The 12,352-nt window shown below is 43.7% G+C and carries 19 protein-coding genes; 9 read left to right on the forward strand and 10 right to left on the reverse strand.

Annotated features, from left to right (window positions below; all coding sequences use genetic code 11):
* On the reverse strand, positions 1-235 hold a 235-nt coding region (locus BM202_RS35565; protein ID WP_143100882.1), incomplete at its 3' end, for a transposase.
* Between the two features lie 30 nt (positions 236-265).
* Positions 266-814 carry an SIR2 family protein gene (locus BM202_RS35570; RefSeq protein ID WP_093835219.1) on the reverse strand — a complete coding sequence of 183 codons (549 nt, stop codon included), beginning with the start codon at positions 812-814 and terminating at the stop codon, positions 266-268.
* Between the two features lie 567 nt (positions 815-1,381).
* Between BM202_RS35570 and BM202_RS35575 the strand changes: the two genes are divergently transcribed.
* Positions 1,382-1,804 carry a UPF0158 family protein gene (locus BM202_RS35575; RefSeq protein WP_093835220.1) on the forward strand — a complete coding sequence of 141 codons (423 nt, stop codon included), beginning with the start codon at positions 1,382-1,384 and terminating at the stop codon, positions 1,802-1,804.
* A gap of 452 nt (positions 1,805-2,256) precedes the next feature.
* Here BM202_RS35575 and BM202_RS35580 read toward each other — a convergent pair whose 3' ends face one another.
* Positions 2,257-2,862 (reverse strand): hypothetical protein, encoded by a 606-nt coding sequence (locus BM202_RS35580; RefSeq protein ID WP_093835222.1) that lies wholly within the window; start codon positions 2,860-2,862, stop codon positions 2,257-2,259.
* 43 nt (positions 2,863-2,905) lie between these two features.
* Between BM202_RS35580 and BM202_RS35585 the strand changes: the two genes are divergently transcribed.
* Positions 2,906-3,319 carry a hypothetical protein gene (locus tag BM202_RS35585; RefSeq protein WP_093835224.1) on the forward strand — a complete coding sequence of 138 codons (414 nt, stop codon included), beginning with the start codon at positions 2,906-2,908 and terminating at the stop codon, positions 3,317-3,319.
* A gap of 173 nt (positions 3,320-3,492) precedes the next feature.
* Here the strand turns inward: BM202_RS35585 and BM202_RS35590 are convergent, their stop codons facing one another.
* The 6 genes from BM202_RS35590 to BM202_RS35615 form a co-directional block, all read right to left on the reverse strand.
* The gene (locus BM202_RS35590; RefSeq protein WP_093835226.1) at positions 3,493-3,936 is read right to left on the reverse strand and encodes a hypothetical protein; all 444 of its coding nucleotides are present in this window, start codon (positions 3,934-3,936) and stop codon (positions 3,493-3,495) included.
* Between the two features lie 113 nt (positions 3,937-4,049).
* On the reverse strand, positions 4,050-4,325 hold the full coding sequence (locus BM202_RS35595) for a hypothetical protein (protein ID WP_093835229.1): 276 nt from the start codon (positions 4,323-4,325) through the stop codon (positions 4,050-4,052).
* A gap of 256 nt (positions 4,326-4,581) precedes the next feature.
* A complete protein-coding gene (locus BM202_RS37735) occupies positions 4,582-5,160 on the reverse strand; it encodes a hypothetical protein (protein ID WP_177236822.1) in 579 nt (192 codons plus the stop codon).
* A gap of 131 nt (positions 5,161-5,291) precedes the next feature.
* Positions 5,292-5,975 carry a hypothetical protein gene (locus BM202_RS35605; RefSeq protein ID WP_093835233.1) on the reverse strand — a complete coding sequence of 228 codons (684 nt, stop codon included), beginning with the start codon at positions 5,973-5,975 and terminating at the stop codon, positions 5,292-5,294.
* On the reverse strand, positions 5,972-6,988 hold the full coding sequence (locus tag BM202_RS35610) for a DUF5712 family protein (RefSeq protein ID WP_093835235.1): 1,017 nt from the start codon (positions 6,986-6,988) through the stop codon (positions 5,972-5,974). The genes BM202_RS35605 and BM202_RS35610 overlap by 4 nt, the downstream gene beginning before the upstream one ends.
* Entirely contained in the window at positions 6,985-7,458 is a 474-nt protein-coding gene (locus BM202_RS35615) for a BfmA/BtgA family mobilization protein (protein WP_093835237.1), read from the reverse strand. The genes BM202_RS35610 and BM202_RS35615 overlap by 4 nt, the downstream gene beginning before the upstream one ends.
* 767 nt (positions 7,459-8,225) lie before the next feature.
* On the opposite strand from BM202_RS35615, the gene BM202_RS35620 reads away from it, so the two are divergent.
* The 4 genes from BM202_RS35620 to BM202_RS35635 are packed head-to-tail and all read left to right on the forward strand — an operon-like array spanning position 8,226 to position 10,066.
* Positions 8,226-9,179, forward strand: coding sequence for a replication initiation protein (locus BM202_RS35620; RefSeq protein ID WP_093835239.1), 954 nt, complete (start codon positions 8,226-8,228; stop codon positions 9,177-9,179).
* A 41-nt stretch (positions 9,180-9,220) separates the two neighbouring features.
* Positions 9,221-9,427: a hypothetical protein gene (locus BM202_RS35625; protein ID WP_093835241.1), complete on the forward strand. Its 207-nt coding sequence runs from the start codon at positions 9,221-9,223 to the stop codon at positions 9,425-9,427.
* Positions 9,428-9,450: 23 nt separating this feature from the next.
* On the forward strand, positions 9,451-9,675 hold the full coding sequence (locus BM202_RS35630) for a hypothetical protein (protein ID WP_093835243.1): 225 nt from the start codon (positions 9,451-9,453) through the stop codon (positions 9,673-9,675).
* Entirely contained in the window at positions 9,665-10,066 is a 402-nt protein-coding gene (locus BM202_RS35635; RefSeq protein ID WP_093835245.1) for a type II toxin-antitoxin system VapC family toxin, read from the forward strand. Before BM202_RS35630 ends, BM202_RS35635 begins: the two co-directional genes overlap by 11 nt.
* Positions 10,067-10,072: 6 nt before the next feature.
* On the opposite strand, the gene BM202_RS35640 is transcribed toward BM202_RS35635, so the two are convergent.
* Complete coding sequence (locus tag BM202_RS35640; RefSeq protein WP_093835247.1) at positions 10,073-10,453, reverse strand: type II toxin-antitoxin system TacA family antitoxin; 381 nt, start codon at positions 10,451-10,453, stop codon at positions 10,073-10,075.
* Between the two features lie 237 nt (positions 10,454-10,690).
* Here BM202_RS35640 and BM202_RS35645 point away from each other — a divergent pair, with 237 nt between their 5' ends.
* From BM202_RS35645 to BM202_RS35660, 3 genes are all read left to right on the forward strand, one after another.
* The gene (locus BM202_RS35645) at positions 10,691-11,020 is read left to right on the forward strand and encodes a hypothetical protein (RefSeq protein WP_093835249.1); all 330 of its coding nucleotides are present in this window, start codon (positions 10,691-10,693) and stop codon (positions 11,018-11,020) included.
* A gap of 103 nt (positions 11,021-11,123) precedes the next feature.
* Positions 11,124-11,609, forward strand: coding sequence for a HEAT repeat domain-containing protein (locus BM202_RS35650; RefSeq protein ID WP_093835251.1), 486 nt, complete (start codon positions 11,124-11,126; stop codon positions 11,607-11,609).
* Between the two features lie 437 nt (positions 11,610-12,046).
* On the forward strand, positions 12,047-12,352 hold a 306-nt coding region (locus tag BM202_RS35660), incomplete at its 3' end, for a hypothetical protein (RefSeq protein WP_093835255.1).

The raw sequence follows: 12,352 nt of genomic DNA on the forward strand, positions 1-12,352 counted from the left end.
CAAGCTCAGCGTCTTTCAATTCCTTTTGCAGTCGTCTGATCAGTTGCTGCTCCTGACTCAGCCCGCTAGTAGTAGTGGCGAGTTGGCCAAGACCTTTGTGAGTCTGCCGCCATTTGGTAATTCGACTAGAGTCGATGCCGAGCTCGCGGGCAGCCTCCTGCACGGAGCCTTTTGCATGGGATAACTCGACGGCCATTTTCTTAAATGTCTCGTCAAATACACGTCTTTTTTTCATGGGTACTTTCGGGTTTGCCTCCAAATGTGCCTAAAAACCGTCTCCAGTCAAATGTAGCAAGTCCAGATGTACTATTAATTTGCTTAAAGACTTATTGAAATTTAATGACCTGAGAAACTCATGTATTCTATTCTTAGTCGTTCCTTCGAAATACAACGAATTGTTTGGCCTTCTCGTAACCACCGTTAAGGCATATTCAAGCACCAAATCATAATTAGTTGTTGTAATGGCCTTGAACGGAAGTCGACAAAGAGTTACATGGAAAGGGAGATGAGTCGTGTCACCTGGTTTAAACGTGTCGTAAATTAGGCTGTAGTAGCGATCATTTCCCAAGCAGCCTTTGACCTTGTCCGCAAATAGCAAAACGTCTTTCTTGTCCGCTGCAAAATCCTGATCGATTTCCAATGCAGCATTATGCATCCTGTCGACAAAATCGCCCCACGCGGGATACAGTTCTCCCGAACAACCAGCCCCAGCCATCAGTATAGCATCACCTGATTGGACGAACTCAACTAGGTTTTTAAATGCCAGATCATTTGACTCTAATTCTTCTCTTGTAAAGGATGTCTGTTCTTCCAAGCGGTTAGAAAACGTTTTTCAATCAATTTTAAACAAATCGCCGCGTATTTTAACATTTTACAATCAACAAAGCCAATTTATACAAGCAACATTCAGGATTGAGGGCGATCGATCTTACCTTATCAAAACCTCTTTTAGAGTTGCATTAAAGTTGCCTGCACATTCAATTGATTTCAGAACGGGTCAGTCAACATAATTTAGGACGGGTCAATATCCATATCGTTCATTTAAAGCTATCTCTCAGTCATTTAATGAACGATTAATGATTTGTTTTTCAGCGATTTGACGCCATAAAAATTAGAACTATAATCGTTCAGGAAAACCCTTGGCCAACTGAACGCTTATCCTGGCTCAAGTAAGTAGCCTACTTCTTGTATTGAAAACTAGAAAGCGGTTATAAAAAGTGTCTATTCGTAAACTAGCCGCAGGCGGTTAATACGTTGCTTAAAAGAGCTGCTTTTCTTATAAAAGTAGGGTGAAAAGAGGACACTAATGCTAATTTTGTGGGTAAGACATCCGTAATGACTCACCCGGACAGACGGCTTACCCAATAGCCTCTCCATTCAGATGATTCACCTCGACGACTCCTTGCTGAACGATATCCTCGAACAGCAACAACTTGGCATGAGCTGTTATGTGCATCGACAAACAGGCCAACTCATTACGGTTCCGGATCCCGATCAGTTTTCTGAACTGGAAACCCAGGACTGGCAAGCGGACATGCACCAGGTAGAAATGTTTCCTGAGCAATACTGGCCGGTGCCCAACCTGAGCAGCCGGGATCAATTCCGATTCATGGAAGCCTTTGTTCACCAGCTTCCTGAGGGACTTTTTCAACGCAAGCTTTTGGTGATTCTGAGTCGCCCCAAACCCTTCCGCCATTTTAAAGACGCTATAGATCGTTCAGGATCTTATCGACTGGCGTGGTTTGCCTTCCGGAACGAGCAAACACTGCTGTGGTTGAAGAGGCAACTGTCCCTGGTTGAGTAAGGGATTGGTGGTTATCAGGTGGCTCTTTTTTTCATAGTCTAGTAAGCGGCATCTTGGCTTTGTACAATTTGCTGAGACGTATTTATCTTTTTCTGTATCTTGATATAATTCAACCGGTCTCAAAGCGGAACAAAATTATGACCTTGTAACCTTGCCGCACGAATCAACTTATTGTAAATCGCGAAGGGAAATAGAGGAGATGTCCTAGGAAAGAATGGTACTATTCTTAGTCAAGTTGCATATGCTATGTTATGTTAAGGGAATATTCTAAGATCAACGACCCTACACAAGTCCTGAAAACAGACCGAATTGTCCTTTGGAAAGGGGGGAAGAAAGACATTTATTATGTTAAGGGAATATCCGTAGATTGAACCCACTAACTACGAGTAAAGGACCGCTAAAGATAGCTTCGGGGCTAACATAACATTTGATTTCACTATAACTGGAGCAACCTAAAGTGATAAGCCCTTCTCAATCGAGCCATCCTTTTTGAACGTGATATGAGTATTATGGCCACCATTATTGCCCCCATAGGTATTCCACATATATTTCTGCATTTTTGGTTTCCCTTCTTTATCTAAAATAGGCTGGCCCTTTGGGTCGAGCACGGGCACCATTTTGGGAGGCACTAGCAAAGCAGGAAGAATAGTGACGTAATTAGCTACTATGTTCTGCAAACAGGTCGATTGGGCTTTGGTGAGTGTATCACTAGACTGATCATATCTATACCGCACTATTAATCGATTGGCTACTTTGGTCCAGCCAACGGGAGCTATACATTGATTACAGTGGTCCAAAAAGGGAGCAATCCAAGGATAGGGCTGCCAATTTCTAAGAGCCGCTACTTGCCAATTTAGCTGTCCTTGTTTATCTATCCATTCGCTTAAATAGATATATCCCGAATCGGGGGTTAGAAATCCTTTTAGGTTGCATTCATGGATAAAGCGTTTTAAGCTTTTTTGTTGTTTTTTACCTTGAATATCTAGCCGTTCACAAGGCTGTGCCCTGCTCGTGGACCATTCCAGAAGAGCAACTAAAATAAGACCTGCTAAGCGCATTACAGTAGACGGAGTTAACATATTGCCACTTATACAACAGGAAATGAGAGTACTATTTGCCTGCTTACTTTTAATCAGCTTGACGCTCACACACTCCTACGCTCAAGTAAAATTGACTAGTCAAACAATTGACCTTACTGATAAGACATTTATTATTGATGAGGAAGGTGAAATCAGTAAGACCGGAGACGATTTACACCTTTTTCTCCTCTTTCATAAGAACGGTAATGCCACGTTTCGGCCAAAAAGAGGTAGTATGATTACGAAGGATAGTCCGCTTAGCTGGCGATTAGTTGGAGATTCACTCTATCTGCAACAGGCTCCAATTTCACTAGTAGCGGATGGTAAAACCCAGTCTATTACCCGTGAACCAATGAAGTATGCAATTATAAAAACGTCAAGAGGTTATTTACTTAAAGAGAAAGATAGCCAGATGCTTTTATTCGAGATAAAATAATATGGCTTTGTCATATTGCCAATCTGGGAAATGTACAAACTAACTGAGGGTTAGACATTTGTACATTTCCCAGACTCGTTTTATAACTAAGAATATGTTATTCGACTTTTCTAGTAAACAGCAAAGCCGTGTCAGATGACGCGGCTTTGAAAAATAATATTCAACTAAAATTCTTAATTAGCTGAGCTTAACAAAGCAGCTTCTACTTTAGAGCGATTTATTTGCTCCAACTTATCGGAATTAGGAACCACTTCGGTTAATACTAAGGGACCGTTAGGAGGAAATAATTCAAACTTAGAATCGCCTTGTATGTAGTATTCTTTCCCTGGTTCTAAAGCTAATGTTAAAGTGGGTTGAGACCCTATACCTATCAAACGCGGCTTTGTTGTGAACGTAGTTATACCAGCGGGTAAGGAGAGTTGACAATGGCTATTTCGGCCCAATTTACAAATAAGCTTTCCATCGGCATAGACCCGGTATTTGGCTGAAACCAAGCCAAATGCTTTGCCTTGATAAAGATGCACTGTTGCTGTTTGTTGTGATGTAGATTGAGCAAAAAGCAGGGTTTGACTGATACCCAAGAAGAGCAGGATTAACGCAAATTTGTTTCTGTTCATAATACGTTAAGTTTAGTTTATTAGATTAACCGCTATTTCTATTAAATATACTTAAATACCGCTCCAAAATTGTTGTATAAGTGGCATTATGATAACCAAATACTGAAAAACCGCTATTTTACTATCTCGATTCGGACGCAGTTGACGTACACATCCAACCGTTCCAAAAGATGTCTGATCGCTGTTTGATAGGCGGTATTGTTTGACAAATTCCCCTCATAAAGCACACGAGCGTTTAGCTTGTTCTCCACGAGCAGCCCGGCAATATGCCAGTTAACGGCTTGCTCATTGAAGACATCAAGCTGGTAAAAGCTCACCAGTAGGTTACCGTCGGGCGTACCCGTTAGGCGAAACTGTACTAAATTCTTGGCTTCAAGTTCCTTTTTCATCCCGTTATTAGCCCCATTCAAGGGGGCTTTCTGGCCGCAAATCTACTACTTTGCTGCGGGCCTGCCGAGTGGTAACTTAACCCATTTTAAGGCGCTTATTTTACCCTATTTTATAGCCTCCGGTTAGGGTACATTTCTTGGAAAAGTTTCTTAACATAACGTACCTTATACAACACTTCAGAGAAAAGTACAATTTGCCTAGAGCAAAAAAAGGGGTGGTGACATACCATGTCACCACCCCTTTTTTTGCTCTAGGCTATAATTTATAGCTAACTGATAAGAGAACATTGGCCGTTGCTCCGGGCTTCCCATAAAAAGTAGATTGATCTTGGGGAAAGTATCTAAGGGCGGGCTCAAGTTGAAGCAAAAATCTGTTCGTCAAATGGTATCGAAGTACAACTTGTAGACTACCGCCAACCAAGGCATTAGGCTCCGTCTCATAGCTGGGAACGGAAATGGGACCACCTAGAGCCTTATAAGTCTCCACTCGGATTTGACGACCTACCCATTCGGTTACGATACCCACCCCGCCAAAAACCTGTAGCTTGTGGCTCCGATTTAATTGATAAGAAACCGTGAGTGGTATTGAATAATAGCGACCGGTGTTCCTCGCCTTAGTGGTAATAACAATATCATCCGGATTAACGGCCCGAATGTCATATAGCTGATCATATTTACGTTCAGAGGTCAGAAAACGAGCATTGAATAGCCACAAACCGCGTTTGTATGATAAGTCGATGCCATAGCCAACCGAGGAGAAATAGTCAGTCCTTAATAGCGTCGGATTCGGTCTGGATTGGCTTAAATAGGTGTCAAATGAAGTGACAACCCCCATAGCGAACCTGTTCCCTTGCCCGTAAGAAGGAAGCGCCTCCAAGCAGAATAGCATACCTATTGACAATAAGATAGTCTTCATATGGCTGAGTAGATCGCGTAAAGCTACATTAACAAGCAGAGGGATCTCTATTAAGGATGATAATACCGATCATACAGGCGTTTCCCCTCCGGCTGCGTCTTGACCCAATCAGTAAATTCCCGCACCGCCTGCGTCTGGGTGCGCGCCTGGGCTAGAGCGGTTTCTCGTTGCTGGTTGGCCAGCATGGCCCCGCCGACTAGCACCAGAAAACCCGTAAAGATCAGGAGAGCGGATTGCCAGGAGGCGAACCCGATCCGGCTGGCCAGTACATCGGCTTTACTGCGGCTGGCCCATTCAATCCGATTAACAGCCCGTGTACTGGCCTGCTCAATACGCTCGGCGGTGGCTAGCCCAACGGCCCGTATCTCATTCACTCCTTCATCCGTAGCGGCTTTCAGGTTGCTCAGCGTGGGCATACCCTTGGTCAGCTCAGGTAACATCAACTCAGCCATCTTCTGACTATTCAGTGTAAACTCAATGCCTTGTCGAGCGGTCTCCATCAACGCGGCCAATTCGGTTTGACTGGCTCCACGAGGAAGTTTTTCCCACCGATCAAACCGTTTATTTAACCCTTCGATAGCCGTGTTCTGACGGTTCAATTCGTCCACCAACCGTTGGATTGGATCAGCCGCGGGAGCGGGCTGCGGAGCCGGTGAGGGGCTACTCGCTGCGGGGACAGGGGTACTCGATGTAGGTTTCTGATTCAGGTTTTTTAGGAATTTGTTCTCGTTCATCGCTCTAAACCCCGACCCTGACGAGGCGTTTGTTGGATACTTTGTTCAATGCGTTGCTCCTGTTTTAGGCGTTCGGCCCGCTCTAACTCCAGCTGACGAGTCTGTTCCTGCTGGGCCAGTTGCTGACGAATCTGTTCGGCCTGCTCCAAGGCTCGACTCAACTCGCGGGTGTCCTGCTGGTGGTAGGCCTGCCCCAAACCTGCCTGTAGCTCGGCTTGCCGCTGCTGGCTGACCAGTTCTAAGGCGTGCGCCTGCTCCCGTTGCTGACTACGTTCCAGAGCCGCCGCCTGTTGAAGCTCCGCTTTGAGGCCTTCATCCCCGTATTTCATGCCGTGTAGATACCGGAAGGATTCGGTTAAACTTCGCTCGTAGCCAAACCCCTGATCGAAGCGTTGCTCCACCCGCTGGCTAAAGCCATTGCGCTCAAACCCGCCTACCACTACGCCTCTGGTGGTGCCTTTATGATTGGTCAGCGGACTCAGATGATAGGGGTTCTTCCGCTCATGCAGGCCTTGGGAACGATCCTGCCGATAAGTCTTTAAATTCTCGGTCCGACTCACGATCACGTGGATATGGGTCTGATCCCCCACTTTAAGCCCTCCCTTGGTCTGTTCGCCTAACTGGACCGCGCGGTCGGTGTAATCGTAGCTGCGGCTGTGTTCGATCTTGGCGTACCACACCAGGTCACGGCTCTCAATCCCCTTTCCAAAATTCTGCGCGTAGGCCTCCATCGCCGAGCGGGTGAAGGCCTTTAAGGCCTCCGGATCAGAGCCAATATGAGCCAGTTCGGGCTTGGAAGGGGCTAAGACAATCTGATAGTATTTATCATCGTCCCGGCCTAAATTCCGTTTATTGGCATCCAGCTCAGCCGTGACCTGGTAACCTGGTACGGCATCCGATTCCCGGCCAAACCACTGCCCGAGCTGCTCCTTTTCCAGATAGGCCACCAGCCCCCCACAGGAACCACTGCGGTTGGATAGGCCTGAACCGACGGCCGGTATCTTGGTCATCATAGGCCGTTCTGCTGGGCTATGAGTTGATCGGCTTGTTGCTTGTACTCGCTCCTCAGGGCATTATCCACCAGAGCGGTACGGAACGAAAGCCGTAAAAGCGTCTGCACCGCTTCAACCACGCCGGTCAATTGCTCTTCCAGCTGCGCCGGGGTTAGCCCTGCTCCGGAACCTCCTTCCGAAGCCTGGCGCAAGGCCTGCACGTCGGCCTGCATGGGTTTGAGAAGGGTTTTCTCCTGCTCGCGGATAAATCCAATAAAGCGTTTATCCAACGCATCTACTTTATCGGTCAATTTCTTCAAGACGATATCCGGTGCATCGGCTTTAGGATAGCGCGGATCAAGCTTGGTCACGGCGAAAAATTGCACCATCGCACTCACCAAATCTTTGTGGGATAGGCCTAATTGATCACCTAGTTTCTCCAATTGACGGTGGGTACCCAGGCTAATCGATAAACTCTTTCGTTCCGTCATATTGATAAAATTTACGCATTTTAGTGCTGATTATCAATTAGTTATGTGAAAATTCCTCAAAATATCAGTTTGTTACAGATATATACGGATAGTAAATTACTGATTATCAACCTCGTAGAGCGAGACGAACGGTATGAAGCGTAGCAGAATAGCGTTCCGTCTCGCTCTTTAATAAGACCGTACCACGACACACGCGCCGGATGGGTTAGCATCACGTTGGGAAGCTAAATAGGATTGAACAAACTACCAAATTGAATCCTGGCCAGCTAAGGAGATTAGATAAATAGGAGTGTAGGTATTGGAAAGGGGATAGAATAGATTGGTATTTCTTCTTTTCATCAGCATTTACTAAAGGAGACTTGAATTAATATTGGAATAATACAATTCGTGGAAAGATTAACTAAATTTATAGTTGCGCGCGTCGGTGCCGTTTTTAGTTTTTGCTTTCTTTTTTCCCAGTCGTTTTAGCCAGTCTGATTGCTGCTTTTTTAGTTGTGGATAAGTTTAGTTTTTTACCCCTTTTTTACCTCTCAAAAGCCGGTTTTTTGGCATTTGCACTTTAGCAAATATTACTTTTGCAAACTTTACGACCCCATAACTAATTGATTGTTAGTAATTTACAGGGGTATTTTACGAGTAATTGACGGAGTTTTACGAGTAATTGACGGAGTTTTCAAGGGTATTTTACGAGTAATTGACGGAAAAACAGGCTTATAACTTGTATTTATTAAGATAAATTACTTTTTTTACTCGTAAAATAATCACACATGGCGGGGATAGAGACATTCAAGCAAACTAACGCTATTACTGGAGCCAGATATGACTATACCACAACAGAGAAGCGTTTGGTCTATTTATCCCTGATTGAAGTAATGAAGACTGTTCAAGACGGTATTACAGATGATTTTTTTAGAAGAGACCTTGACCTATTCATAATTGAAGATCAGTTAAAGAAATCAGACCCTAATGACAATCGTTTTCGGGACTATCGCAAAGCAGTTATCAGCCTTCGAAAAAAAGACTTCTCAATTGATGAAGTAGATGGAAGCTGGACAGAGACTGGTTTCGTAACAAGGGGCAAATACATTAAAAATAAGGGTTTAGAAGTAAGCATTTCTAGAGACGTCTTACCCTATCTCTACGAGCTTACAAAGCGGTTTACAGTACTGGACGCCACTGTCGTCATGACTTTAGCTAGTAAGTTCTCTCAGCGGTTTTATGAGTGGTGCTGCCAGTGGCGATCGGTCGGTCAGTTCGATTTTACCCCAGATGCTTTGCGAGATGTATTAATGATTAAAACTCAAACTGGAGATCTCAAAATCTATGTTTTGGAGGTTGCGAAAGCCGAACTGATGAAAATGTACGAGGATGGAGTTAGCGACCTATATTTTACTTACAGTGAAGAGCGAGGGGGAAGAGGAAGGGGAGGATCTGTGAAGCGGTGGATTTTTAAGATTCACACTAAAAAGAAGCAGATAGCACAGGAAAGGGCCAAGAACGAGGATATTGTCTTCGTCATGCGGTTTTTAGGGCAGATCTTTGGGAAAGACTCACCACTGATAGATCAAGCCTTAGAAGCCCTTAAAACGCACGAAAACGTTAAGCTATTCGCCGATCGGGCGGACGAGCTGCAAACGTCGGGCAAACTTGATCAAACCAAAAACAAGCCTGGTTACATTCGCTCAATCCTTCAGAAAGAATTTGGCCTCGATAAGAAGTAAAAAGCGTTGATAGATTTGTTACTTACATAACCGAGACACTAATGAATGTGGCAGCAATTCGTCAAGGTATTAGTTACGTCACTAACAGTAAGGGAGAAAAAACGGCTTTGCAGCTAGATTTGACCAATGAAGCTGTTCAGGAGATGGTAGAAGATCTAATAGACACGCTTGACGTAATTGAGCGACGTAGCGAACCTACGCTACTTTTTGAGGAGGTAAAAAACGAAATATTATTAAATCGCAGCTGACTAAGCTACTAAAATACAGACATATGGACACGACAAAACCCTTAGAACCTATTCCACCTTTAAGAAAAGGACAGTGGAATAGTTACTCACCAGCCGATATCAAACGGTGGGGCGTTCAACGCTTTTTAGATGAAGTTTGCGAAAAAGAGCCGATCCAGATTCCAGACTTGGGATTTACCGAAGAGGAAAATCAACGAATGGACCAAATACTGAAAGAGGAACGGGAAGCGACAGCCAATGGTCTTTGATACAAACTTGCTGATCGAGCACATCCGTCGTCAGGAAATGCTGCCAGCTCGGGCAATCATCCCCGTTATTGTGGTTGGTGAATTAGAAGCATTTGCCTTAAAAGCTGATTGGAGTTATCAAAAAGTCTCTTTTATGCAAAGGCTATTTCAGCGTTTCCCAGTCGTCGAGGTTATACGGGAAATAACTACCTACTACGCACAAGTAGACGCCTACAGTCAAGGCAATCTACAAGAACAGCCCTTACCGCCTGGCTTATCGGCCCGAAATATGGGTAAAAATGATATTTGGATCGCGGCTACTGCGTTATACTTGGATTTAGAACTACACACCACAGATAATGACTTTAACCATCTGCCAGCATTGGGTTTGCAGTTGGTCAAAAATAAATAACTCTTTCTACTTCGGAGTACCAAATAGGAACCGGCGGATACCCGTCAATAAGCCTGGGCTTTGTGTTTGCTGGATAGCACTTAAGATGTCTTGTTTGAACTGATCGAAGTCATCCACGCTAACAAACTTAGACGGGTCTATATCATCTTGCCTCAGTAGTGCCTGCTGCTTTGGCTTGGTAATCAGTTCTTGACAGTATTCACGTAGAGTTGTACCAAAGAACTCTTCCAAAGTCTTGTTTTCTCGACTGGCTGCCTTGGCGATGATCTGACGTGTTTCTGCATCAACCCGAACAGACCAAGGATCTGCTTTGTCTTTTCGGCTTGGACGACCCCCTTTTTGCTTGTTGGTATTGTCGTTACTGGTTTCAGTAATACCGTTTTCCATTTTCTGTATTGCCGATATTTGACGGTAATACTAAAACTATATTTTGGTAATACCGAAACTAGGTTCCAGTATTACCATTTTAGAGAACCAATAACGACTGTTAGGCTTGTAGTACCAAAACCTAGTTTCGATACTACTGAAACCTAGTTTCGGCAATACAGCTAAACATAGTGTAGATTATACAACAACCTTATAGGTAAAAGGCAGGTCTATACATAAATGCATAAATAACTGATCATGAAAATATTAGCCACCTCGGTATGCTTGCTAGTTGCAACAGCAAGTTTTGCCCAACAAAATTCAGTGAAGGAAAAAAGCGATTCATTGCAGAATCAGAATATAGACAATATGCCTATCCTTAAAGGGCAAGGGAATGCATTAGACATACCTACTCGAAATGGGAAGGGGGATGCAATACCTATGCCTAACCGGTCTATGCCAGTTGCTTTAACTTCTGAAGAACAAGTTTCAGTAAGTGTGAAAGCTAAAAGCGAGCAAGTAAAGCATTGGTCGGTAGATTCATTGTTCCGAGTGATGCCTAATACAGCTCTGCCTAAGAAGAACTAAACAGTTATGAGCTATCACATTTCTTATGATAGCTAACAGGAAGGTTAAATCGTAATCTCAGAAAAATCGCTTTACATAAAGCAAATTATACAACAGGATTTCAATGGATATAGAAGGGGCATTGGTTTGGCTTGGTGAACACCAACCGCTACCCACAGATATTGAAATGACTCAAGAAATAGCAGATCAGTTCGATGAGATACGAAAACTGTTCTTAATGCACTCAGATAGTCGATGTATTCCGCTTTTTCTGAATGCCTTTGGAGGTAGAAACGGGTGGGGTATGTATCAGCTCATCGGGGATGTACTTAAAAAGTACCCATCCCATGAGATTTTGCCTCATCTATTAGAAGGCCTAAAAAGCTCAAACCAATATGTAAAGCAGTGGTGCGCTGAAATAGCTACCAGTTTTCCTGATCCTAGCTTAGTAAGCCCATTAGCGGCTCTACTAGGTGATCAAAACTACGATGTTAAATCAAGCACTATAATAGCTTTACAACAGATTCAGGATATGCGCGTAAGATCAATTCTGGAAGTTTACTATCAACATGAGGAAGATGAAAGTTTACGGGAGTTGATAGGCTTCTAACTAACACAATGCCACTTATACAACAAAAAAGATGAGTCGATCTTTTTACATACTAGCTATTATACTGACCATATTGATATTTCCTATTGCTTATTGGATTGCTAAGGGAGCTTTTCACTTCAATACCAGAGCAGACAGTACTATAGGCTTATTTGCTTTACTGTGTTCTGGCCCCCTACTCCTTGTCTATGGTATCTTCACTTACTTCTTAAATCATAGTGTAAAGGAAAAAAAAGCTCTATCATTAATAGGGTTATTAACTGGACTATCCTGGATAGGCTATCTTATAAAAGCATTACTTGAGGGAGAATCAGTTTAGAATAAAAATCTGACACTTAACGATCCTTGACTTTTCTGGAAATAAACCCTTAACATAATTGCACTTATATAACAATTTGTATTCCTCTGAAATAGCTTGACACCAACCGTGTAAAGTTATGACCGAGAACAAATTGGCTCCAAGCCAGCAAAAGTACAAAACCGCCGTATTTCGACGGCGAATCATTGAGCGCCTACGCTTACAGATGGTCACTGAACAGCAGGTCTTGACCGAACTTGGGATTTCTCGTACCTTACTCAATCAATGGAATCGAACCTACCAACGCTACCAACTTGTGTGGTGGTTTAAGCCCGCCCGCTTTCCCCGTTTTGTCATGAAAAAGCCCATCACGGATGAAGTCCAAGCGCTCAAACAAAAACTAGCTGATACCGAAGCAGCTTTGAAACAAGAACGGTTAAAGAAT

The organism is Spirosoma endophyticum (assembly GCF_900112365.1).
In the GTDB taxonomy this organism is placed as follows: domain Bacteria; phylum Bacteroidota; class Bacteroidia; order Cytophagales; family Spirosomataceae; genus Spirosoma; species Spirosoma endophyticum.

What these genes read in the sequence shown, in the direction of transcription:
- BM202_RS35590 (WP_093835226.1), bottom strand. Translation starts at nt 3,936, where the DNA reads ATGAACAGAAACAAATTTGCGTTAATCCTGCTCTTCTTGGGTATCAGT.
- BM202_RS35640 (WP_093835247.1), bottom strand. Translation starts at nt 10,453, where the DNA reads ATGGAAAACGGTATTACTGAAACCAGTAACGACAATACCAACAAGCAA.
- BM202_RS35625 (WP_093835241.1), top strand. Translation starts at nt 9,221, where the DNA reads ATGAATGTGGCAGCAATTCGTCAAGGTATTAGTTACGTCACTAACAGT.
- BM202_RS35645 (WP_093835249.1), top strand. Translation starts at nt 10,691, where the DNA reads ATGAAAATATTAGCCACCTCGGTATGCTTGCTAGTTGCAACAGCAAGT.
- BM202_RS35580 (WP_093835222.1), bottom strand. Translation starts at nt 2,862, where the DNA reads ATGCGCTTAGCAGGTCTTATTTTAGTTGCTCTTCTGGAATGGTCCACG.
- BM202_RS35650 (WP_093835251.1), top strand. Translation starts at nt 11,124, where the DNA reads ATGGATATAGAAGGGGCATTGGTTTGGCTTGGTGAACACCAACCGCTA.
- BM202_RS35610 (WP_093835235.1), bottom strand. Translation starts at nt 6,988, where the DNA reads ATGATGACCAAGATACCGGCCGTCGGTTCAGGCCTATCCAACCGCAGT.
- BM202_RS35635 (WP_093835245.1), top strand. Translation starts at nt 9,665, where the DNA reads ATGGTCTTTGATACAAACTTGCTGATCGAGCACATCCGTCGTCAGGAA.
- BM202_RS37735 (WP_177236822.1), bottom strand. Translation starts at nt 5,160, where the DNA reads ATGGGGGTTGTCACTTCATTTGACACCTATTTAAGCCAATCCAGACCG.
- BM202_RS35605 (WP_093835233.1), bottom strand. Translation starts at nt 5,975, where the DNA reads ATGAACGAGAACAAATTCCTAAAAAACCTGAATCAGAAACCTACATCG.
- BM202_RS35630 (WP_093835243.1), top strand. Translation starts at nt 9,451, where the DNA reads ATGGACACGACAAAACCCTTAGAACCTATTCCACCTTTAAGAAAAGGA.
- BM202_RS35615 (WP_093835237.1), bottom strand. Translation starts at nt 7,458, where the DNA reads ATGACGGAACGAAAGAGTTTATCGATTAGCCTGGGTACCCACCGTCAA.
- BM202_RS35620 (WP_093835239.1), top strand. Translation starts at nt 8,226, where the DNA reads ATGGCGGGGATAGAGACATTCAAGCAAACTAACGCTATTACTGGAGCC.
- BM202_RS35595 (WP_093835229.1), bottom strand. Translation starts at nt 4,325, where the DNA reads ATGAAAAAGGAACTTGAAGCCAAGAATTTAGTACAGTTTCGCCTAACG.
- BM202_RS35585 (WP_093835224.1), top strand. Translation starts at nt 2,906, where the DNA reads ATGAGAGTACTATTTGCCTGCTTACTTTTAATCAGCTTGACGCTCACA.
- BM202_RS35575 (WP_093835220.1), top strand. Translation starts at nt 1,382, where the DNA reads ATGATTCACCTCGACGACTCCTTGCTGAACGATATCCTCGAACAGCAA.